The 24,330-nt window shown below is 39.3% G+C and carries 18 protein-coding genes; all 18 read left to right on the top strand.

Going from position 1 to position 24,330, the window contains the following annotated elements:
• Nucleotides 1-292 precede the first annotated feature (292 nt).
• The 18 genes from glmS to BacF7301_RS20280 all read left to right on the top strand — a co-directional run bounded on the left by glmS (nucleotide 293) and on the right by BacF7301_RS20280 (nucleotide 24,327).
• A complete protein-coding gene (glmS, locus tag BacF7301_RS20365) occupies nucleotides 293-2,137 on the top strand; it encodes a glutamine--fructose-6-phosphate transaminase (isomerizing) (RefSeq protein ID WP_167965721.1) in 1,845 nt (614 codons plus the stop codon).
• A gap of 40 nt (nucleotides 2,138-2,177) precedes the next feature.
• Nucleotides 2,178-4,061 (top strand): amidophosphoribosyltransferase, encoded by a 1,884-nt coding sequence (locus tag BacF7301_RS20360; protein ID WP_167965719.1) that lies wholly within the window; start codon nucleotides 2,178-2,180, stop codon nucleotides 4,059-4,061.
• 27 nt (nucleotides 4,062-4,088) lie between these two features.
• Nucleotides 4,089-5,240: a glutamine-hydrolyzing carbamoyl-phosphate synthase small subunit gene (carA, locus tag BacF7301_RS20355; RefSeq protein ID WP_167965718.1), complete on the top strand. Its 1,152-nt coding sequence runs from the start codon at nucleotides 4,089-4,091 to the stop codon at nucleotides 5,238-5,240.
• Nucleotides 5,241-5,249: 9 nt separating this feature from the next.
• Nucleotides 5,250-8,477 carry a carbamoyl-phosphate synthase (glutamine-hydrolyzing) large subunit gene (gene carB / locus BacF7301_RS20350; protein WP_167965717.1) on the top strand — a complete coding sequence of 1,076 codons (3,228 nt, stop codon included), beginning with the start codon at nucleotides 5,250-5,252 and terminating at the stop codon, nucleotides 8,475-8,477.
• 244 nt (nucleotides 8,478-8,721) lie between these two features.
• Complete coding sequence (locus BacF7301_RS20345) at nucleotides 8,722-9,669, top strand: tyrosine-type recombinase/integrase (protein WP_167965716.1); 948 nt, start codon at nucleotides 8,722-8,724, stop codon at nucleotides 9,667-9,669.
• 350 nt (nucleotides 9,670-10,019) lie between these two features.
• The gene (locus BacF7301_RS20340) at nucleotides 10,020-10,598 is read left to right on the top strand and encodes a UpxY family transcription antiterminator (RefSeq protein WP_167965715.1); all 579 of its coding nucleotides are present in this window, start codon (nucleotides 10,020-10,022) and stop codon (nucleotides 10,596-10,598) included.
• Between the two features lie 22 nt (nucleotides 10,599-10,620).
• On the top strand, nucleotides 10,621-11,763 hold the full coding sequence (locus BacF7301_RS20335; protein WP_167965714.1) for an MraY family glycosyltransferase: 1,143 nt from the start codon (nucleotides 10,621-10,623) through the stop codon (nucleotides 11,761-11,763).
• A gap of 28 nt (nucleotides 11,764-11,791) precedes the next feature.
• Nucleotides 11,792-12,997 (top strand): UDP-N-acetyl-D-mannosamine dehydrogenase, encoded by a 1,206-nt coding sequence (wecC, locus tag BacF7301_RS20330; protein ID WP_167965713.1) that lies wholly within the window; start codon nucleotides 11,792-11,794, stop codon nucleotides 12,995-12,997.
• Between the two features lie 10 nt (nucleotides 12,998-13,007).
• On the top strand, nucleotides 13,008-14,159 hold the full coding sequence (gene wecB, locus BacF7301_RS20325) for a non-hydrolyzing UDP-N-acetylglucosamine 2-epimerase (RefSeq protein WP_167965712.1): 1,152 nt from the start codon (nucleotides 13,008-13,010) through the stop codon (nucleotides 14,157-14,159).
• A gap of 9 nt (nucleotides 14,160-14,168) precedes the next feature.
• Entirely contained in the window at nucleotides 14,169-15,533 is a 1,365-nt protein-coding gene (locus tag BacF7301_RS20320) for a lipopolysaccharide biosynthesis protein (protein ID WP_167965711.1), read from the top strand.
• A complete protein-coding gene (locus BacF7301_RS20315; RefSeq protein WP_167965709.1) occupies nucleotides 15,499-16,716 on the top strand; it encodes a hypothetical protein in 1,218 nt (405 codons plus the stop codon). Before BacF7301_RS20320 ends, BacF7301_RS20315 begins: the two co-directional genes overlap by 35 nt.
• 4 nt (nucleotides 16,717-16,720) lie before the next feature.
• Complete coding sequence (locus BacF7301_RS20310; RefSeq protein WP_167965707.1) at nucleotides 16,721-17,902, top strand: glycosyltransferase; 1,182 nt, start codon at nucleotides 16,721-16,723, stop codon at nucleotides 17,900-17,902.
• Entirely contained in the window at nucleotides 17,899-19,077 is a 1,179-nt protein-coding gene (locus BacF7301_RS20305; protein ID WP_167965705.1) for a glycosyltransferase, read from the top strand. The genes BacF7301_RS20310 and BacF7301_RS20305 overlap by 4 nt, the downstream gene beginning before the upstream one ends.
• A gap of 2 nt (nucleotides 19,078-19,079) precedes the next feature.
• Entirely contained in the window at nucleotides 19,080-20,153 is a 1,074-nt protein-coding gene (locus tag BacF7301_RS20300) for a polysaccharide biosynthesis protein (RefSeq protein ID WP_167965703.1), read from the top strand.
• A gap of 141 nt (nucleotides 20,154-20,294) precedes the next feature.
• Entirely contained in the window at nucleotides 20,295-21,446 is a 1,152-nt protein-coding gene (locus BacF7301_RS20295; RefSeq protein ID WP_167965701.1) for a capsular polysaccharide biosynthesis protein CapF, read from the top strand.
• A gap of 106 nt (nucleotides 21,447-21,552) precedes the next feature.
• Nucleotides 21,553-22,725: a UDP-N-acetyl glucosamine 2-epimerase gene (locus BacF7301_RS20290; RefSeq protein ID WP_167965699.1), complete on the top strand. Its 1,173-nt coding sequence runs from the start codon at nucleotides 21,553-21,555 to the stop codon at nucleotides 22,723-22,725.
• Between the two features lie 32 nt (nucleotides 22,726-22,757).
• Nucleotides 22,758-23,159 carry a WbuC family cupin fold metalloprotein gene (locus BacF7301_RS20285; RefSeq protein WP_167965697.1) on the top strand — a complete coding sequence of 134 codons (402 nt, stop codon included), beginning with the start codon at nucleotides 22,758-22,760 and terminating at the stop codon, nucleotides 23,157-23,159.
• Between the two features lies 1 nt (nucleotide 23,160).
• Nucleotides 23,161-24,327 (top strand): glycosyltransferase family protein, encoded by a 1,167-nt coding sequence (locus tag BacF7301_RS20280; RefSeq protein ID WP_167965695.1) that lies wholly within the window; start codon nucleotides 23,161-23,163, stop codon nucleotides 24,325-24,327.
• Nucleotides 24,328-24,330 lie beyond the last annotated feature (3 nt).

The following is a 24,330-nucleotide window of genomic DNA, read 5'->3' as shown; positions in this document are numbered from 1 at the left end:
TTTCATAATGATAGTAAAATACCGTCTTTCTATGACACGAAATACAAAGCCTGTTCTTTATTCTTTTAATTTGTAACCAAAATCCTTTGAATTGCTTTTAATTTGTTATCCTGATATCTGTTATTTGAAACTGATTGTAATCTGTTTCTTTTTGAGCTAAAAAGATTATATTATTTAACTTTTTGATGTGTTTACAACTTTTTTGTGCATTTCTGTCAAATAAATATCGAAATTGTTATCTTTATGTTATTTGGAATGCGTATATTTGCAGCCGAAATAAAAATATCATAATATGTGTGGAATAGTAGGCTATATTGGTAAAAGAAAAGCCTACCCCATCCTTATAAAAGGGCTGAAGCGATTAGAGTATCGTGGATATGACAGCGCAGGGGTAGCATTAATCAGTGACAACCAACAGTTGAATGTGTACAAGACGAAAGGAAAAGTCTCCGAACTCGAAAATTTCGTCACACAGAAAGATATTTCCGGTACAATCGGAATCGCCCATACTCGTTGGGCTACTCACGGGGAACCTTGTTCCGCTAACGCCCATCCTCATTACTCTTCTTCCGAAAAACTCGCTCTCATTCACAACGGTATCATTGAAAACTACGCCGTGCTCAAAGAAAAACTCCAAGCCAAAGGCTACATCTTTAAAAGCAGTACAGATACCGAAGTTCTCGTTCAATTAATAGAATACATGAAAGTTACCAATCAGGTTAGTTTGCTGGCTGCCGTTCAGTTGGCGCTGGGAGAGGTGATTGGTGCTTATGCGATTGCCATTCTTGATAAAGAGCATCCGGATGAGATTATTGCGGCACGCAAAAGCAGCCCGCTGGTAGTGGGTATTGGCGAAGATGAATTCTTTCTGGCTTCGGACGCCACTCCGATTGTAGAATATACAGATAAGGTGGTCTACTTGGAAGACGGAGAGATTGCCGTAATAAACAGGGGTGAAGAGTTGAAAGTAGTCGATTTGAATAATGTCGAAATGACTCCCGAAGTGAAGAAAGTGGAATTGAAGCTCGGACAATTAGAAAAGGGCGGTTATCCGCACTTTATGCTGAAAGAGATTTTCGAACAGCCGGACTGCATTCATGACTGTATGCGCGGACGTATAAATGTAGATGCGGACAACGTAGTGCTTTCGGCAGTGATTGATAATAAGGATAGGCTGCTGAATGCCAAACGGTTTATTATCGTGGCTTGCGGAACTTCCTGGCATGCCGGACTTATCGGCAAACAACTGATTGAAAGTTTCTGCCGCATACCGGTAGAAGTGGAATATGCTTCTGAATTCCGTTACCGCGACCCTGTGATTAACGAGCAGGATGTAGTGATTGCCATCTCTCAGAGTGGTGAGACTGCCGATACATTGGCTGCTGTAGAATTGGCAAAGAGCCGCGGGGCATTTATATACGGAATTTGTAATGCCATCGGTTCGTCGATTCCCCGTGCCACTCACACTGGTTCGTATATCCACGTAGGCCCGGAAATCGGAGTTGCTTCTACCAAAGCATTTACGGGACAGGTCACTGTATTGGCGATGTTGGCATTGACACTTGCCAAAGAAAAGGGAACGATTGACGAACAGTATTATCTTTCGGTTGTGCGGGAGTTGAACCAAATTCCTGAAAAAATGAAAGAAGTGCTGAAGTTGAATGATAAACTGGCGGAACTATCGAAAACTTTCACCTATGCGCACAACTTTATTTATTTGGGACGCGGATATAGTTATCCCGTAGCTCTCGAAGGTGCGCTGAAATTGAAAGAAATTTCGTATATTCACGCCGAAGGTTATCCGGCTGCGGAGATGAAGCATGGGCCGATTGCCTTGATTGACGCGGAAATGCCGGTAGTGGTGATTGCCACCCAAAATGCCCTGTACGAAAAAGTGCTGAGCAACATTCAGGAAATCAAGGCGCGGAAAGGACGGGTGATTGCTTTTGTGACGAAAGGAGATACGGTTATCAGCCAGATTGCCGATTGCAGTATCGAACTTCCCGAAACAATCGAGTGTCTCAATCCGTTAATAACTACGGTACCTCTCCAGTTGCTTGCATACCACATTGCGGTTTGCAAGGGAATGGATGTAGACCAGCCCCGGAATTTGGCTAAATCTGTAACAGTGGAGTAAACCTTGTAATATATATAACAGGTAATTTGGATTTGTATAGATGGAACAATTGAAACATGAATGTGGCGTTGCCATGATACGCCTGCTTAAACCGCTGGAGTATTACGAGAAGAAGTACGGAACGTGGATGTACGGTCTGAACAAGCTTTATCTTCTGATGGAAAAGCAGCACAACCGTGGACAGGAAGGCGCGGGACTGGCTTGTGTGAAACTGGAAGCCAATCCGGGTGAAGAATATATGTTCCGCGAACGTGCTTTGGGTTCCGGTGCCATTACCGAAATCTTTGAAAATGTGCAGAACAATTTCAAGGATTTGACTCCCGAACAACTGCATGACGCGGAGTACGCCAAACGTACTTTGCCTTTTGCCGGTGAAGCATATATGGGGCATCTCCGTTATTCTACCACAGGGAAATCCGGCATCTCTTACGTACACCCGTTTTTGAGAAGGAACAACTGGCGTGCCAAGAACCTGGCTCTCTGCGGAAACTTCAATATGACGAATGTGGACGAGATATTTGCCCGCATCACTGCCATCGGTCAGCATCCCCGTAAATATGCCGATACATATATCATGTTGGAACAAATGGGACATCGTCTCGACCGTGAAGTGGAACGTGTCTTCAATCTTGCCGAAGCGGACGGGCTTACAGGCATGGGCATCACCAATTATATAGAAGAGCATATCGACCTGGCTAATGTACTACGTACTTCCAGTCGTGAGTGGGATGGGGGATACGTTATCTGTGGACTGACCGGAAGCGGTGAATCTTTCGCTATCCGCGACCCATGGGGGATTCGTCCCGCATTCTGGTACCAGGATGACGAGATAGCCGTATTAGCTTCCGAACGTCCGGTCATCCAGACCGCCCTGAATGTTCCGTTTGAAGAAATTAAAGAACTGCAACCGGGACAAGCGCTGCTTATCAGCAAGGAAGGCAAAATCCGCACTTCACAAATCATCAAACCTCGTGAGAAGCACGCCTGCTCTTTTGAACGTATCTACTTCTCCCGTGGTAGTGATGTAGATATCTATAAGGAAAGAAAACTGCTGGGCGAAAAGTTAGTTCCGAAAATCCTGAAAGCTATCAATAACGACATCGACCATACCGTTTTCTCTTTTATCCCCAATACCGCCGAAGTCGCTTTCTACGGAATGTTGCAAGGACTGGACGACTATCTGAACGAAGAGAAAGTGCGGCAGATTGCCGCATTGGGGCATAATCCGAATATGGAAGAACTGGAAGTAATCCTTTCCCGCCGTATCCGCAGCGAAAAGGTGGCTATCAAGGATATCAAGCTCCGTACTTTCATTGCCGAAGGAAACAGCCGCAATGATTTGGCAGCCCACGTATATGACATTACCTATGGAAGTCTCGTGCCCGGTGTCGATAACTTGGTGATAATTGACGACAGCATTGTGCGCGGCACGACGCTGAAACAAAGTATTATCGGTATTCTCGATCGTCTCAGCCCGAAGAAGATTGTCATCGTATCCTCTTCACCGCAAGTACGTTATCCCGATTACTACGGCATAGACATGGCGAAGATGAGCGAGTTTATCGCTTTCAGGGCAGCTGTCGAACTTTTGAAAGAACGCGATATGAAAGATGTGATTGCAGCCGCTTACCGTAAATCCAAAGACCAGGTAGGACTGCCGAAAGAGCAGATGGTGAACTACGTAAAAGACATCTATGCACCTTTCACCGACGAAGAAATTTCCGCCAAGATGGTGGAACTGCTGACACCGAAAGGAACGAAAGCGAAAGTCGAAATCGTCTACCAGCCGTTGGAAGGACTTCACGAGGCTTGCCCGAACCATACGGGCGACTGGTACTTCAGCGGCAATTACCCTACACCGGGTGGCGTGAAAATGGTGAACCGGGCATTTATCGACTACATTGAGCAAATGTATCAATTCTAACAACCATACAACGATTCAATAATAAGAATGAGAAATGTGACATTAATCCTTGACGACGGGAGCCGGTTCTCCGGCAAGTCGTTTGGCTACGAGAAGCCGGTGGCGGGCGAAGTAGTTTTCAATACTGCCATGACCGGATATCCCGAGAGCCTCACTGACCCTTCGTATGCCGGACAGTTGATGACTCTTACCTATCCCTTGATAGGCAACTACGGAGTTCCCCCTTTTACAATCGAACCGAACGGGCTCGCTACTTTTATGGAGAGTGAGAAAATCCATGCGGAAGCGATTATCGTAAGTGACTATTCTTATGAATACAGCCACTGGAACGCAGTGGAAAGTCTCGGCGACTGGTTGAAACGTGAACAAATTCCCGGCATCACAGGCATTGATACCCGTGAGCTAACGAAAGTACTCCGTGAACATGGTGTGATGATGGGAAAGATTGTCTTTGGAGAAGTTGAGAATGAAGAGTTGAGAGTTGAGAGTTATGAAGATATTAATTATGTAGATAAAGTAAGCTGCAAAGAAATAATCTCTTATCTTCCTGACGGAACCTCTCAGGTTTTCCCGGTAACTACTTCCATTGCGCAGCTTAACTCTCAACTCTCAATTTTCAACTCTCAACTTAAAAAAGTTGTTCTTGTAGATTGTGGAGTAAAGACTAACATCATCCGTTGTCTGCTGAAACGTGATATCGAAGTGATTCGCGTGCCTTGGGATTACGATTTCAACGGACTCGAATTTGACGGATTATTTATTTCCAATGGCCCGGGCGACCCGGATACTTGCGACGCTGCGGTACAAAATATCCGTAAGGCAATGAAAAATGAGAAACTCCCTATCTTCGGAATCTGCATGGGTAACCAATTACTTTCGAAAGCAGGTGGAGCCAAAATATACAAACTGAAATACGGGCACCGTAGCCACAACCAACCTGTGCGTATGGTAGGCACGGAACGTTGTTTCATCACTTCTCAGAATCACGGTTATGCCGTAGACAATAATACGTTGGGCGCAGATTGGGAACCGCTTTTCATCAATATGAACGACGGTTCCAATGAAGGAATCAAGCATAAGACGAATCCTTGGTTCTCGGCGCAATTCCACCCGGAAGCTGCCAGTGGCCCTACGGATACGGAATTTTTGTTCGACGAATTTGTAAACCTGCTTAAATAACCGACAATCATGAAAGAAAATATAAAGAAAGTATTGCTGCTGGGTTCCGGTGCCCTGAAAATCGGTGAGGCCGGTGAGTTTGACTATTCCGGTTCGCAGGCGCTCAAAGCCTTGAAAGAAGAGGGGATTGAAACGATTCTTATCAACCCGAATATTGCTACCGTACAGACTTCCGAAGGTGTGGCAGACCAAATCTACTTCCTGCCGGTGACTCCGTATTTTGTAGAAAAGGTTATTCAGAAAGAGAAGCCCGAAGGCATTATGCTTGCATTCGGCGGGCAGACGGCTTTGAATTGCGGCGTAGCTTTATATAAGGAAGGAATCCTCGAAAAATATAACGTAAAGGTGCTCGGTACTCCGGTACAAGCTATTATGGATACCGAAGACCGTGAACTTTTCGTGCAGAAACTGAACGAAATCGACGTAAAGACTATCAAGAGCGAAGCCGTAGAAAATGCGGAAGACGCCCGTCGCGCAGCAAAAGAGCTGGGTTATCCGGTGATTGTCCGTGCTGCTTACGCGTTGGGTGGTCTGGGCTCCGGCTTTTGTGATAACGAGGAACAACTGGACGTCCTCGTAGAAAAGGCTTTTTCTTTCTCTCCGCAAGTGTTGGTGGAAAAATCACTTCGTGGCTGGAAAGAAGTGGAATACGAAGTGGTGCGCGACCGCTTCGATAACTGTATCACTGTTTGTAATATGGAAAACTTTGACCCACTAGGTATCCATACCGGTGAGTCTATCGTTATCGCTCCCTCTCAGACACTTACTAACAAAGAATATCATAAACTCCGTGAACTGGCTATCCGCATCATCCGTCATATTGGTATCGTCGGCGAATGTAACGTGCAATATGCTTTCGACCCGGAATCCGAAGATTATCGGGTGATTGAGGTAAATGCCCGTCTTTCCCGTTCATCGGCGTTGGCTTCCAAAGCAACCGGCTATCCGTTGGCTTTCGTTGCCGCCAAGTTAGGATTGGGTTACGGGCTTTTCGACCTGAAAAACTCTGTAACAAAAACAACTTCCGCTTTCTTCGAGCCTGCTCTGGATTATGTAGTCTGTAAAATTCCTCGTTGGGACTTAGGAAAGTTCCATGGAGTAGATAAAGAATTAGGCTCTTCCATGAAATCAGTCGGTGAAGTAATGGCTATCGGTCGTACCTTTGAAGAAGCTATCCAAAAAGGGCTTCGTATGATAGGGCAGGGAATGCACGGATTTGTGGAAAACAAAGAACTGGTTATTCCTGATATCGACAAAGCGCTTCGTGAGCCGACCGATAAACGTATTTTTGTCATCTCGAAAGCATTCCGTGCCGGATACACTATTGACCAGGTGCACGAACTGACAAAGATTGACAAATGGTTCCTTCAGAAGCTGATGAACATCATGAAGACTTCCGAAGAACTGCATAGTTGGGGAAACAACCACAAACAGATTGCCGACTTGCCGGACGAACTGCTTCGTAAAGCAAAAGTCCAAGGCTTCTCTGATTTTCAGATTGCCCGTGCCATTGGTTACGAAGGTGATATGGAAGACGGTATTCTCTATGTCCGCAATCATCGCAAGCATGCAGGTATTCTTCCAGTTGTGAAACAAATTGATACCTTGGCTGCCGAATATCCCGCACAGACCAACTATCTGTATCTTACTTATAGCGGCGTAGCAAACGACGTTCATTATCTGGGTGACCATAAATCTATCGTTGTACTGGGTTCCGGTGCTTATCGTATCGGTTCTTCGGTAGAGTTCGACTGGTGTGGCGTACAGGCATTGAACACAATCCGCAAGGAAGGATGGCGCAGCGTCATGATTAACTATAACCCCGAAACCGTATCTACGGACTACGATATGTGCGACCGTCTCTACTTCGACGAACTGACTTTCGAGCGTGTAATGGATATTCTGGAACTCGAAAATCCGCATGGTGTCATCGTATCTACCGGTGGGCAAATCCCGAATAACCTGGCATTGCGTCTGGATGCGCAGAATGTCAATATCCTCGGTACAAGTGCCAAGAGCATTGACAACGCCGAAGACCGCGAGAAATTCTCTGCCATGCTCGACCGTATCGGTGTAGACCAGCCGCGTTGGCGGGAACTGACTTCTATGGACGACATCAACGAGTTTGTTGACGAAGTAGGGTTCCCGGTACTTGTCCGTCCGTCTTATGTACTTTCAGGTGCCGCGATGAATGTCTGCTCCAATCAGGAAGAACTTGAACGTTTCCTGAAACTGGCAGCTAACGTATCGAAGAAGCATCCGGTAGTAGTAAGCCAGTTTATCGAGCATGCCAAGGAAGTGGAAATGGATGCCGTAGCCCAGAATGGAGAAATCGTAGCATACGCTATCAGCGAACATATTGAGTTTGCGGGTGTGCACTCCGGTGACGCTACTATTCAATTCCCGCCACAAAAGCTATATGTAGAGACTGTCCGCCGTATCAAACGTATCAGCCGTGAGATTGCCAAGGCTCTGAACATCTCCGGCCCGTTCAATATCCAATATCTGGCAAAAGACAATGATATCAAAGTTATCGAATGTAACCTGCGTGCCAGCCGTTCTTTCCCGTTTGTCAGCAAAGTATTGAAGATAAACTTTATCGAACTGGCAACGAAAGTCATGCTTGGTCTGCCTGTCGAAAAACCGGAAAAAAGCCTTTTTGAGCTGGACTATGTCGGAATCAAGGCTTCCCAGTTCTCCTTCAACCGTTTGCAGAAAGCCGACCCTGTGTTGGGGGTAGATATGGCTTCTACCGGTGAAGTTGGTTGTATCGGCATGGATACTTCCTGTGCCGTACTGAAAGCAATGCTTGCCGTAGGCTATCGTATCCCGAAAAAGAATATCCTGCTTTCCACAGGAACAATGAAACAGAAAGCCGATATGATGGATGCAGCCCGTATGTTGGTGAATAAGGGCTATAAACTCTTTGCGACCGGTGGCACGCACAAAGCGCTTGCTGAAAACGGTATTGAAAGTACCCATGTCTATTGGCCTAGCGAAGAGGGGCATCCGCAAGCATTGGAAATGCTCCATAATAAGGAAATTGATATGGTAGTCAACATTCCTAAGAACCTGACAGCCGGAGAGTTGGACAACGGATACAAAATTCGTCGTGCAGCCATTGACCTGAATACTCCGTTGATTACAAATGCCCGTCTGGCTAGTGCATTCATTAATGCTTTCTGCACGATGAGCATTGACGATATCGCTATCAAGAGTTGGGCAGAATATAAGTAATGCGATGGCATGCATTCGATAGAATGATGGCATCCTGTTGAAATGAAAAAATGAAAGGTCGTTCCTGTTATTCGGGAGCGACTTTTTTTGTTCATTTTTTGATTAATCTGCCAATTTTGGTATTAAATCGTATAGGTTATTAAAAACTTTATAAGAAAATCTCAGTTAATTGCCATTTTAATTGGAAATTCGTTCTATTTCTCGTAATATCATACTGATTTTATAAACTAATAGATTAGAAATTATGAGAAAAGACGGATTTACCGTATGTGCAAACAATTATGTGGAGTGCTTGCGCCGTGAGGGGCGCTATGCTACAGCACATGTTTATGAGAATGCGCTACGTTCTTTCACAATGTTTTGTGGAACATCGTGTGTGTCATTCAGTCAGATTACTCGTGTGAACTTGAGGCGATACAGTAACTATTTGCTGGCTAGTCGTTTGAAGCTTAACACTATCTCTACTTATATGCGAATGTTGCGCTGCATATATAATAAAGGGGTAGACGCTCACCAGACCCCTTATGTGCATCGTTTGTTTCGTGATGTATTTACCGGAGTGGATACTCGTCAGAAGAAAGCCATCCCGGTAAACGAACTGCACACGTTGCTTTACAAAGACCCGCAGTCCGAGAGATTACGCCGTACGCAGGCTATTGCCAACTTATTGTTTTTATTCTGTGGAATGCCCTTTGCCGATTTAGCCCATCTGGAAAAGTCTAACTTGGAAGGGAATATTCTGAAATACAATCGTACCAAGACAGGAACTCCCATGAGTGTGGAAATATTAGAATCGGCGTCAGATATTGTTTCCCGGCTTCGTAATTTCCACTCGTCGGTTCTTCCCGAATATCCTGATTATCTCTTTTATATATTAAGCGGGAAGAACAAGCGGGACGAAGAGGCCGCCTATAAAGAATATCAATCCACCTTGCGTCGTTTTAATAACGACCTGAAGAGTTTAGCCAGGAAGTTACATGTTCGTTCAGCCGTAACTTCTTATACATTCCGGCATTCCTGGGCTACTACTGCCAAATACCGGGGAGTCCCTATTGAAATGATAAGTGAATCACTAGGGCATAAATCTATCAAGACAACACAAATCTATTTGAAAGGCTTTGACCTTAATGAACGTACAAAAGTAAACCGACTGAATTATTCTTACGTGAGGAATTGTAGGGGAATTCTGTGATAAGTAGATTAAATACTTGATATTCAGTTAAATTGCACGGTTGTTACTTCTTAGGTAACGGAAATTATTCGGTGCAAATATAGACAAAATTGTTAATAGCGTACAAGCAAATTTCCTTTTTTTTCTCTTTTTATTTAAATATATAGTAAAAATGTATCCGAACATGAAACTTTATCGCTTCATGTTCAATGATTTCTATTGTCTGCACTGAACGAATTTCTCTGTAAATCAGGCAGAAAACTCCCAAACTTCCCTATTTGTATGCATTTCTTCTTCTTATTGTGGCAGGTTTCCAGTCGCCTATATTTCCGTTACCTAAGAAGTAATGGAAACATAAGGGGTAAAAAAGTATGATTCTAAGAAAAGAAGGAACTTTAATTGCTGGGCCTAATATTGGGACAGGGGAAGGCGTAGCACACTCTAAACGCTGGTATGTAGCTCTCGTGCGTATGCACCACGAGAAGAAAGTAGCAGAGCGTTTGGCCAAGATGGGGATTGAGAATTTTGTACCGGTCCAACAGGAAGTGCATCAATGGAGCGACCGCCGTAAAGTGGTTGAATCTGTTCTGCTTCCGATGATGGTATTTGTGCATGCGGATCCGAAAGAACGTAAAGAGGTTCTTTCCTTCTCTACAGTCAGCCGGTATATGGTAATGCGTGGTGAGAGTAGTCCGACTGTAATTCCTGATGAACAAATGGCTCGTTTTCGTTTTATGCTCGATTATTCGGATGAAGCGATTTGTATGAATAGCGCTCCTTTGGCACGTGGTGAGAAAGTACGTGTTGTCAAAGGACCTTTGACAGGGCTTGTAGGGGAACTTGTAATGGTAGATGGTAAAAGTAAAATAGCTGTCCGGTTAAATATGTTGGGATGTGCTTGTGCAGATATGCCGGTGGGGTATGTGGAACCGGTTGGAGAAAAGAATTAAGCCTAAAATACGATAGATTATTATGATGTATATTTATATTGGAGGTACTTTTTTACTTTCAGTACTATTAGCTACGATTGTTATTCCAAGAATAATATTTATATCTTATAAGAAGCGTCTCTTTGACGTTCCTGATGCCCGTAAAGTACATAAGACTCCCGTTCCTCGTTTGGGCGGTCTGGCTTTTCTGCCTGTTATATTAATATCTTTGTGTATTATCACAGGAATCCGTTATTACATGAATGAACCCGTTGCGCCTGTATGGTCATCCTGTTTATTCATGCGTTATCTTTTCCTTGTTGCCGGCACGACATTGCTTTACCTTGTCGGGGTAGCGGATGATTTGGTAGGAGTGAGTTATCGGTATAAATTTGTGGTACAGATTCTTTCCGCCTCTTTTCTTCCCCTTTCCGGTCTTTGGATTAACGATTTGGGAGGATTATTAGGACTTCATGCCATACCTGCATTTATTGGTATGCCTTTGACTGTTTTTCTTGTGGTCTACATTACGAATGCTATTAATCTGATAGATGGAATTGATGGTTTGGCTTCGGGGCTTACTTGCATTGCATTAGGGCTGCTTATTATTGTGTGTACACTTGTGGGGCAGTGGACTCATGCGCTTTTGGCTTCTGCTACATTGGGAGTTGTCATTACCTTTTTTTATTATAATGTATTCAGTGTATCCGGACGGAAACTATTTATGGGAGATGCCGGCAGTTTGACTCTTGGTTATATTCTTAGTTTTTTGATTCTTCATTTTTGGATGCAGCAAGAATATTGGGATCCATTCAAGCTGAATTTGAATATGGTAACTATTTCTACATTGTTTATTCCATTGCTTGATGTTGTACGTGTATTCTATTCCCGTATTAGAAGTGGACGTAATCCTTTTCTGCCAGACAAGAATCATATTCATCATAAATTGCTACGTACAGGGATGAGGATACGCACTGTAATGATCACATTATTAATGTTGTCATTGTTTTTGGTAGCGGCTAATTTTGTATTGTCTTTTTATATCAATGCAACTTTCATGCTTCTTTTCGACTTGATATTTTGGTGTACTTCACATGTTGTTATTAATCGAGCCATTGTAAAGCACGAAAAACTAACTGGAAGAAAGTGGTATAAGACCTATATACATGTACCATTCAATAAGTAAGTTCAATAATATTCAAAATAAAATAATCATGAAAGCTTGTTTTATGGGGTTAGGCTATATTGGCCTGCCTACAGCCATTATTGCCGCTAAAAACGGTGTTCAAGTAGTCGGAGTTGACATTAATCCGAAAGTCGTTGAAATGACCAATCAGGGCAAATTGCATATCATAGAGCCGGGTATGGAAGAGATGTTGCAAGAAGTGGTAAAAGCGGGTAGCTTGAAAGCTGCCACTGTTCCCGAAGTAAGCGATGCCTATTTTATGGTGGTTCCTACACCATTTAAAGGAAATCACGAACCTGATATTTCATATGTGGAATCAGCAACTCGCGCCGTGCTTCCTTTATTGAAAGAGGGTGATTTGTATGTTATAGAATCTACTTCACCTGTGGGTACTACTGATAAAATGAAAGATCTTATTTTTTCAGAACGTCCCGAATTAATTGATAATATATATATAGCCTACTGTCCTGAGCGTGTGTTGCCGGGTAATGTCATTTATGAATTAGTACACAATGATCGCGTCATTGGTGGGATAAATGATGAATCTACTGATAAAGCTATTGCTTTTTATAGTCAGTTTGTACATGGTACGCTTCATAGCACTAATAGCAAAACTGCTGAAATGTGTAAATTGACTGAAAATTCAAGCCGTGATGTACAAATAGCTTTTGCCAATGAACTTTCACTTATTTGTGATAAAGCCGGTATTAATGTATGGGAACTGATAAACTTAGCTAACAAGCATCCACGCGTCAATATTCTGCAACCAGGATGTGGTGTAGGAGGGCATTGTATTGCCGTAGATCCGTATTTTATTACCGCCGAATTTCCAATGGAATCTAAGATCATTAGCCAGGCACGTGAAATTAATAATTATAAATCATTTTGGTGCGCAGAAAAAGTACAGAGCGAGATGCTGAAATTTGAGCTTGAGCATCACTATAAACCTTGTGTGGCTATGATGGGGCTTGCTTTTAAACCCAATATTGATGATTTGCGTGAATCACCAGCTAAATATATTGTTACTAAAGTAATGCAAAGTTGCAATAATGCCAATATTCTAGTGGTAGAACCTAACGTGAAGGAACACAATGTGTTTAAACTCACTGATTATAGAGATGCTTACGAAAAGGCTGATATTATCGTTTTTCTGACTGCACATGAACCGTTCAGGGCGCTTGAATGTCGGGAAGATAAGGTTATTCTCGATTTCTGCGGTATTTTCAAAAAATAAAACACGTATAATGAAAAAGATAATGTTAGTCTTCGGGACTCGTCCCGAAGCTATTAAAATGGCACCATTGGTGAAAGAATTTCAGAAACACCCTGATAGCTTTCAAACCATTGTCTGTGTTACTGGACAACATCGCCAAATGCTTGACCAAGTGTTGAACCTGTTTGAAATAGCACCAGATTTCGATCTAAATATAATGAAACAGGGACAAGATCTCTACGATGTGACGGCAAGGGTATTGACAGGTATGCGTGATATTCTGAAAGAGGCGAAACCTGATATTGTATTGGTACATGGAGATACTACTACAAGCACAGCTGCCGCTCTTGCAGCTTTTTATCAACAAATACCTGTAGGTCATGTGGAAGCAGGGCTTCGCACACATAATATTTATAGTCCATGGCCAGAAGAAATGAACCGCCAGATAACGGGGCGTATTGCTACTTATAATTTTGCACCTACTTTACTAAGTAAAAGTAATCTTTTAAAGGAGGCCATAAATCCGGATTCAATTGTCGTGACGGGGAATACCGTCATTGACGCCTTACATCAAGTCGTTACGAAAATCAAGAAGGATACGCTCCTTGATATTGAATTAGAGAAGACGCTCATACAAAGTGGATATGACGTAAGTCGTTTAAGAGATGGAAAGAAGCTGGTACTCATTACAGGGCATCGTCGGGAGAATTTTGGTGACGGTTTCATTCAGATGTGTACAGCAATCAAAGACCTAACCCAAAAATATCCTGAGGTTGATTTTGTGTATCCCATGCATCTTAATCCTAATGTGCGCAAGCCTATTTTTGAAGTCTTTGGTGAAAATCTTTCTAATCTGAAAAACATGTTTTTCATTGAGCCTCTCGAATATTTAAGTTTCGTTTATCTGATGGAAAAATCAACAATTGTATTAACCGATAGCGGAGGAATTCAGGAAGAAGCACCGGGACTGGGTAAGCCGGTATTAGTAATGCGTGATACTACAGAACGTCCGGAGGCATTGGATGCAGGGACAGTGAAATTGGTAGGAACAGACTATAATAAGATTGTAGATGAAGTTTCTATATTGTTGGATAACGCAGAAACATATAAAAAGATGAGTATGGCGGTCAATCCTTACGGAGACGGACTGGCATGCGGAAGGATTGTGAAATCTTTGTTATAGTATATAATAATGAATTTGATAAAAGGAGCCCTGCATTATCTGAATTCAGGAAATGGGCGTACTGTCAGAGCTAAAAAAGCTATAACAAGAATGTTTCTTAATAAAGGAACAAGCCTGTTTTTAAGTATGTTGTATGTCCCTTTGTTTTTGGAATGTTTGGATAAGACACGGTATGGTATATGGGTTACAATAATGTCTTTAGTGAATTGGATTGGCTTTTTTGATATTGGCATTGGACAAGGATTAAGGAATCTTTTAGCTAAATCTCTAGCAGAGGAAAATTATATAGAAGCAAAAAAGATTGTTAGTACAGCTTACGTTGCCATGATCTTGATTTTTGTTTTTATCATGATAATATTTGTGGCCATATATCCTTTTGTCAATTGGTATAAGATTTTTAACGCACCTGTAAATATGGCTTCGGAAATTAATACTTTAATGTTGATAGTCGTTTTAATGATGTGTATGAATTTCATCTTGGGCATATTTAAGTCTGTTTTGTTGGCTTTTCAAATGCCGGATGTCACGTCCAATATGAATTTAGCTATTCAATCTATTTCATTGCTGACTATTTTTATTTTTTATTTGAGTGGGAAAATATCTTCTTTGATAGGGATAGGATCTATATTGGTAGTTATTCCTGTATTAGTCTATGTGTTTTATACCTTTAAATATTTTGGAGGAAGGTTTAAGAAGGTCTTACCGTCTTTTCGCTTCTTCGAAAAGAAAATGGTACGGCAGATATTGACATTGGGGGCTGCCTTTTTTATCATTCAGATTTCTAATCTTTTTCTGTTTCAAAGTAATAATATTATAATCTCTAATATTGTTGGACCTGAAGCTGTTCCTGAATATTATATAGTGAATAAATATCTTTCAATATTACTTTTTGCTTTTACTATAATAACAACTCCTTTCTGGTCAGCGGTGACAGATGCTTATACCAAAAAAGATATAGCTTGGATTAAAAATGTAAAGTCAAAATTGGTTCGGATTTATTGCGGGTTTATATTATTGGCTGTGATAATGATTATAGTTTCACCATTCTTTTTTAATATATGGCTTGGTGATAAAATGGAAATAAGTACATCCCTTGTGATACTATTGTCTGTATTTTTATTGTTGCAAATGTACTCAAACATATTTTTGAGTATAATTAATGGTATCGGTAAAATAAAGCTCCAATTTTACATATCTATTTTACTTCCTTTTATTTATGTTCCTCTAGCTATAATTCTGGGGAAATATATGGGAATATATGGAGTAGTAATATCAGGTATAATAATGATGTTTATATATGTAATTATATATCCTATTCAATATTATAAAATCATATCTAATGAGAATAAGCCGAACAGCATATGGTACAAATAGTCTGAAATCTAAAAAGATTATAGACAATATTGTACTATTCTTCCTCTTTATTTATATTTCGAATACTGCTTCAATTTGTTTTGAACAGACATTCTCTTTTGCTTTGATTGGCTTGTTTTGTGCGTTTTTTTTGCTAAAAAAGAGACGAGTTGATCCATTTTTTATAGGGATAGGTATATATTGGTTCTTTATCAATTTTCTATATTCTAATGTTTTTAATGATTCGTGGGGCTTCAATAAAGTGCTGGGTGGTTTAATACCTCTGACTATATCATATTTGGGATTTAAAATAATTGGCAGTTCATTCTGGCACCGTTTTGAAAAATGGGTATTTGTATTAACGGTCATTTCCTTGGTATTCTATGGCATGCAGTTATTATTACCATCCTTATTTGAGAGTTTGTCTCCCATATTTGGACGTTTCATTGCTGAATTTTATACGGAAGCCCGACCGACTGCGTGGTATGTATTTGTTTATACTTATTCTCCGATAGCCGGATTGGCATATGTCAGAAATTCAGGCTTTATGTGGGAACCCGGGGCTTTTGCCATGATCTGCATTATTGCCATCATCTATCGTTCTATAGTTTATGGAGTAAAAATAGATAAGTATTTAATTATTTATGTAATAGCAATTTTGACAACAATGTCGACTGCCGGATATTTGGCACTGGCATTATATCTTTTATTTTATATTAGAAATAGTGAAGGCCGTATCAAAACGATTTTGTTCTTATTATTTTTTATTTGTGCCATTCCTTTTGTGTTTCAATTAGAGTTTATCGGAGAAAAATTAAATGATTATTTGTATAATTCAAATGTTTATGGAACGACTAATGCGAGGTTGGACACGATAGAATATGACAGATTTACTGTCTTTAGATTGAATTTGGAACGCCTTCTTTACTATCCATTGGGATATGGTGTTTATAATATTAAAGATGATTTTGGCTACAATTTCGTAGGTGTCAATGGTATAGCGACTTTTGCTCGTATGTGGGGGATAGCAGGCATATCTTGTGTGTTAATTGGAATTTATAAGACTTTAAAAAAAATGTATGGGGGAATGTATTTTTCTTGGTTGTTTGTATGGATGTTGTTGATCGTGTTTTTTTCAAACCCAATAGAACGCAGTCCTTTGTTTTTTTTCTATTTAATGTCATTTTGTCGAATTCAAAAATAATAAAATGAGAGTTTCAGTAGTTTGCACATTTTCCTTTCCTGAAGGATTGGCAGCATCAGCAAGGATTATTTCTTATATGAAAGGACTTCATCAACATGGTGCTAAAACAGATGTTTTTATTTATAGGCCAACGGATTTACATACAAATCCATCATCTTATCCTGCCTATGGAACTTATGAAGGCATAAATTATAGATATCCCAACACCCGTGTTTATTCTAAATATAAAATTTGCAGGTTTATTGGGAGGTATTATTACTGGGGAGTGACATGCTATAATATTTGGAAGGAAAATAAAGCTGAAAAAATAGATTTCTTATTAATTAGCAATGATTTCCTAGATATACTGTTCTTATTCACTTTATGGGCTAAGATATTAGGTATTAAGCCTGTTTTTATTACTGATGAATATCCGGAACCTATAAGAGTGTATTTGAAGAAAGATATTCCAACTTGGAAAAAAAGACTCTATAATTTTATTTTAAAATATGAGGATTCTTTTATTTTCATGACGGAAAAATTGAATGTTTTTTTTAATAGCAAACTGAATAAACCTTATTATATTTTACCTACTATCACAGACACTTCCAGATTTAACATCAATGCGGCTGACAATGTTCAGAAAAAATATATGTGTTATATGGGTAATATGGAGTTGTCAAAAGATAATGTAGACAATATAATACGTGCTTTTTCTATGATAGCCAATAAATATCCTGATATAGATTTTTATCTGTATGGAGCTCCTTCACCAAAAGATTATAATGTAATAATATCTGTTATTGAAGAATGTAATCTTTCAGATAGGGTATTTATTAAAGGAAGAGTTAGTAGTTTGGAAGTACCGTCTATTTTGAAGAATGCTTATTTGCTAGTGTCGTCTCAACCTAATTCTAAACGAGCAGAAGGTGGTTTTCCTACTAAACTTGGCGAGTATATGGCAACCGGAGTTCCGGCTATTTTAACCGATGTAGGTGAAATAACTAAATACGTTCAGGACGGGGTTCACGTTTATATCGTAGAGCCAGAGAATCACATAGCTTATGCTAGTAAATTGGATTTTATTTTTTCAAACTATTCAGAAGCATTAGATATAGCATCTAATGCGAAAGAGTATTTATTGAATAATTTCGATTACAAATCAGTGTCGAAGAAATTATTGGATTTTCTTTATTCCCGTTTATGAAAATAGCCATTATTTGCAGTTATCCATTGCCTTATGGAATGGCTGCGACAACACGAATTTTTTCTTATTCAAAAGGATTGGTTGCCTTGGGTGCTGATATTGAAGTTATTTCATATATGCCATCAGGAATAGGCATAGATAATTTGGAAGATGACAAGGGAGAATTGGATGGTGTAAAATATAGATATGCCTTCCGACGTAAGAGAACAAAGAATAAAATCTTTAGATATTTAGAAGTTCTTTGGTCATTGCTGCTATTAATGAAATATTTAGTTAAGAATAATGGAAAATCTAAATATGATGCAATAATTATTAGTTCGGATAATCTTGTAATATTATGCTATATGATATTTGCCAATATAATAATTCAATCGAAGTTGTTGTTTATATTTGATGAATTTCCTATTCCCATCCGGGGTAAATTGAAAAAAGCAATTCCTGCATGGAAGCGGAATGCATATTCATTAATTCTTCATTTCTATTCAGGATATATTTCAATGACGGATACTTTATTGAAGTATTATCAAGACATTTCTTTCCATAAAGGGATAATAGTTTCATCCATTACGGATATTTCAAGATTTGAAAAACTACCTGTTAGAGTAAATATGCATCCTGCATCTTTTAGGATTGTATATATGGGAAATATGGAATTATCGAAGGATAATGTGGATAACATATTATTATCATTGGCTTATTTAAGAAATAAATATAACATTCATCTTTTTTTATATGGTAATCCTTCAAAATCAAATAAGAATGAACTGTTAGACATAATCAAGTCTAATGAATTATCTGATTATGTGACATTCGATTATGTTTCTTATGTAGATGTTCCAACGATATTGAATGAAGCAGACGTTTTAGTCTCATCGCAACCGGATACGGTTAGAGCTGCCGGTGGGTTTCCGACAAAATTAGGTGAATATTTGATGACAGCAAAACCTGTTTTATGTACTGATGTAGGGGAGATATCAGAGTATTTTGTGGATAAGAAAGAGGTTTATCTGGCTATGCCCGGCTCTCCGAAAGATTTTGCTGATAAATTGAGCTATATATTTGATAACTATAAAGAGGCTCTATTGGCAGGGGAGGCTGGTAAACAAAAGATTATAAATAACTATTCGCATTATCAGGCGGGAAATAAAATATTTAACTTTATAAAATCGTTATAATTATGTCAGTATTTAAAGACAAAGTCCTGTTAATCACAGGCGGTACGGGTTCATTTGGAAACGCTGTTCTTCGTCGTTTTTTAGACTCGGATATCAAAGAAATTCGCATCTTTAGCCGTGACGAGAAAAAGCAAGACGATATGCGTCATCGTTTGCAGAATCCGAAAGTGAAGTTTTATATAGGTAATGTGCGGAATAAAGCGTCTGTGGATGTTGCTATGCGAGGGGTAGACTATGTGTTTTCTGCTGCTGCTCTGAAACAAGTACCCAGTTGCGAGTTTTTTCCAATGGAGGCTACTCATACCAATGTATTGGGCACGGAAAATGTATTGCTTTCCGCTATCGAACATGGTGTAAAGAATGTGGTGGTACTTTCTACCGATAAGGCTGCTTATCCAATTAATGCAATGGGTATTAGTAAAGCTTTGATGGAGAAAGTTTCTATATCAAAAGGACGTGAACTCGGTGAAGATGCACGGACAGTTATTTGCTGTACCCGCTACGGCAATGTCATGGCAAGCCGTGGCTCGGTGATACCTTTGTGGGTAGAACAGATCATCGAAGGTAATCCGATTACTATCACCGACCCGAATATGACTCGTTTCATGATGACGTTGGACGATGCGGTAGACTTGGTTGTGTATGCCTTTACTCATGGACATAATGGTGACCTTTTCGTGCAGAAAGCTCCAGCTGCGACACTTTCTACATTGGCTGAAGCTTTGAAACAGATTTATGTGAAAGTGGATCCAAGATATGGAGAAACAGAAGTAAAAGTGATTGGAACTCGTCATGGTGAGAAATTGTATGAAACGCTTGTCACTCGTGAAGAAATGGCTAAAGCGATAGATATGGGTGATTATTATCGTATCCCTTGTGATAACCGCGATTTGAACTATGACAAGTTCTTTACTGAAGGTAATGAAGATGTTTCCCGAATTGAAGATTATCATAGCCACAATACTCGTCGCCTTGATGTGGAAGGTATGAAAGAGCAATTGATGCGCTTGCGTTTTATTCAAGAAGACTTGGGATTGATAGAACATGCTAAAGCTAAAGAAATCAGAAGTGAGTAACTTTATCCTTGCTTTTAAGCAAATATATTTTGTGAATTTATTATTAATGCCTTTTTACTCAACTTGCATAGTTTCACAATTTCTCTTTCCTGAAAATAATCTCTAATAAGAAACAAGTTGAGTTTTAACAATAAAATTAGTATGAATATATTAGTTACCGGTGCCAAAGGCTTCGTCGGACGAAACTTAGTTTCCCAATTGCACAATATTCAGAGTGGTAAGGCTAAGAACTATGATATATCAGGTGAAGAACTGAAAATCTTCGAATATGATATTGATAGTGATCCGGCAGAGTTGGATATCTATTGTAGAAATGCCGACTTTGTGTTTAACCTTGCCGGAGTGAATCGTCCGAAAGATCAGTCAGAGTTTATGAAGGGAAATTTTGGTTTCGCTTCTATACTGTTAGATACGTTAAAGAAATACGGAAATAAATGCCCTGTGATGATTTCATCATCGTCGCAGGCTGCTCTGAACAATCCTTATGGGGAGTCGAAGAGAGCAGGAGAGCAGTTGATGTTCGACTATGCCGGAGAAACAGGAACCAAGGTACTGGTGTACCGTTTTCCTAATGTATTTGGCAAATGGTGTTGTCCTAATTATAACAGTGCGGTAGCTACGTTCTGTAATAATATAGCCAATGGTTTGCCTATTCAAATGAATGATCCTGATGTGGTGATGAATCTGGTGTATGTAGATGATGTGGTGAATGAATTAATTGCTTCCTTAAGTGGAATGGAACATTACGAGGGTGCTTATTGTGTAGTGCCTGTGGTGCATACCATAACTTTAGGTGCTATTGTCGATTTGCTCTATAGCTTTAAAGAGAGCCGTAATAATTGGAGTGTACCTGATATGGGCGATGCTTTCACAAAGAAACTCTATTCTACTTATCTATCTTACCTGCCAACAGATGAATTCGGTTATCCGTTAAAAATGAATGTTGACGAGCGCGGTAGTTTTACGGAGATTATTCGTACTCCCGAGCGTGGACAGTTCTCAGTTAATATAGTGAAACCGGGCATAGTTAAAGGACAACATTGGCATCATACAAAAAACGAGAAGTTTTTGACCGTCAGTGGTAAGGGAGTGATTCGTTTTCGTGATATGAGAAATTCTGATAGTCAAGTTCTTGAATATTATGTTTCAGGAGATAAGATGGAAGTTATTGATATTCCTACAGGCTATACACATAATATTGAGAATTTGGGGGATACGGATATGGTCACATTCATTTGGTGTAACGAGTGTTTTGATCCTCAGAATCCGGATACTTACTTTGAAAAAGTGTAATATACTAATTTAGCCAATATGCTGACAGGTTCTTTTCAATGGATAATTGAATAAGAGCATAAATAAGCATATTGGCCATTAATGCGTTAAAAAAAATGTTTGGATTATGAGCTATTCAAATGTCAAATTTCAGAATAACGGGAAATTGAAACTCTTAATTATTGCCGGAACTCGTCCTGAAATTATTCGTCTTGCCGCAGTGATAAACAAATGCCGTCAATATTTTGACTGTATTTTAGCACATACCGGTCAGAATTATGATTATAATTTAAATGGTGTTTTCTTCAAGGATTTGAAATTGAAAGATCCAGAGGTGTACATGGACACTGTAGGAGATGATTTAGGGGCAACGGTGGGTAATATAATTAATTATAGTTACAAATTGATGGCACAGATACGTCCGGATGCATTGTTAATCTTAGGTGATACAAATTCTTGTTTATCTGCTATATCTGCCAAACGTCTTCATATTCCGATTTTTCATATGGAAGCGGGCAATCGCTGTAAAGATGAGTGTTTGCCGGAAGAAACGAACCGCCGTATTGTGGATATTATTTCAGATGTCAATATGTGTTATAGTGAACATGCACGTCGCTATTTAGATGAGAATGGGCTTCCCAAAGAGCGTACTTATGTGACAGGTTCACCTATGGCAGAAGTAATTCATGCTAATTTGCACGACATTGAAGCATCAGATATATTGGAACGTTTGGGATTGGAGAAAAAACAATATATGCTGCTTTCCGCTCATCGTGAAGAGAATATTGACACGGAGAAAAATTTTCTTTCTTTATTCAATGCTATCAATGCTATTGCAGAGAAGTATAATATGCCAATTCTTTATTCTTGTCATCCTCGTTCAAAAAAACGTTTGGAACAGAGCGGATTTAAACTGAATGCATCTGTCATACAGCATGAGCCTCTTGGTTTTCACGATTATAATTGCCTTCAAATGAATGCTGCTGCTGTGATTTCCGACAGTGGCACATTACCTGAAGAGAGTTCTTTCTTTGTTTCTATAAAGCGTCCGTTTCCTGCAGTGTGTATCCGTACAAGCACGGAACGCCCCGAGGCATTGGATAAAGCTTGCTTTGTCTTAGCCGGAATTGATTCAGAGTCGTTGTTACAGGCTGTAGATATGGCTATCACGATGAATGCAAATGGTGATTATGGTCTTCCTGTGCCGGATTATGTAGAAGAGAATGTTTCCACCAAAGTCGTAAATCTAATTCAGAGCTATACGGGAGTGGTTGATAAGATGGTTTGGCGAAAATATTGAAAATAAAGGATATTTAATAAAATGGATTTGTAATGAAAATAATTGGAAAATCTATTGTTGCAGAAGTACATAAGCAAGCGAGAGTATCAGAACGATTACGTATGAATTATAACATTCATGAATCTTTAGATGAAGATATTCATAAACTTTTAAACTCTTTGCAGCCTGAAACTATTATGCCTATTCATCGTCATCTGCACCCATCTAAGAAAGAAACATTTGTTTTGTTACAGGGGGCAATAGAAGTTTTACGATATGATGACAATAAAACAATTGTCGAACGTCATCTGATGAGTAGCGAAAGTGGCAATATTATTTGTGAAATAATGCCTGGTGAATGGCATTCACTCAGAGTCTTGGAATCTGATACCTTAATTTTAGAAATAAAAAAGGGACCATACATTCCTTTTCAAGACATTGATTTATTAAAATAGGATGAATAAAAGTATTTTATGTATAAGCTCTTCTGATTATGAAGGTATACGTTGGGGAAGAACTTTCCCATTAGCACGAGCTTTAGCACATAATGGATTGGAGGTTGTTTTATTGGTTTCTGAAAAAAGGAGAAGTCTGAAATTATGGCATAAAAGATATATTGACGGAGTTACGATTATCTGCTATAATGCTATAATCCCTTATCGTATAAGAAAATTGCCTATGGGACTTTTTACCTTAAATTTTATGATGAGAGCGTTATATGCTTTATTCCATAAATATGATTTGGTGTATTCGGACTGTGGAGAGACTCCTTGTTCAGGTTGGCCATGTAAAATAAACCAGTTTATATATAAATCTAAGTATTTATCAGAATATGGTGATTTGTTAGGGAGGGGTGGATATTATGATTCGAAATCCTATTTGTATAAAATCCTATTTGGAAAATATTTTTTGTGGGCAATATCATATTTTAGACAAACATCTGATTATGTATTGGTATTGTCTGAAATAATGAGAAGTTATGTTATTGAGGAAATGAGAATAATGCCGGAGAAAATTATATTGGTTCCTGGCGGTTCTTTACCAGATAAAATCTCGTTTAAAGAATTGCCTGATTCTTTAAATAGGATAATAAGGTTTGGCTATATAGGAATTGATGATGAGGAATTTAAAGGTATTTTGCCAATACTTTTATGTATAAAGCATTTTTATCCTTCAAATTTTAAGATTTTATTGTTCGGGAAAAAAGTTTCAGATTCAATTATAGATAAATATGGATTGAGAAATATTATAATTGAGTGTGGCTGGATTGATGTTATAAAAGGACAGAATGAAATAAGTGAGGTCGATGTATTCTTATTAATGCGTAAAAACTTACTGATAGGTGCTATGGGTTGGCCTAATAAATTAGGTGATTATTTGAGTTATGGACGACCTGTAATGATTGATCCATATGGGGATTTAATATCATTTGTTGAATTACATGAGAAAGGATTTATTAAAGTAAACCGTGATGATGAACAGGATATTTGTGAAAAGTTAAAATCCATACTAAATAAGAATTATAAATTATCCGAAATGGGAAAATATAATAGGAGCATTGCTGAAAATGAGATTTCATGGGATGCACGCGTTAAAGTCTTGATTAATAAAATAAGTAATTAACAG

Source organism: Bacteroides faecium (assembly GCF_012113595.1).
GTDB lineage: Bacteria > Bacteroidota > Bacteroidia > Bacteroidales > Bacteroidaceae > Bacteroides > Bacteroides faecium.
This window is presented reverse-complemented; position numbering and strand designations above follow the sequence as displayed.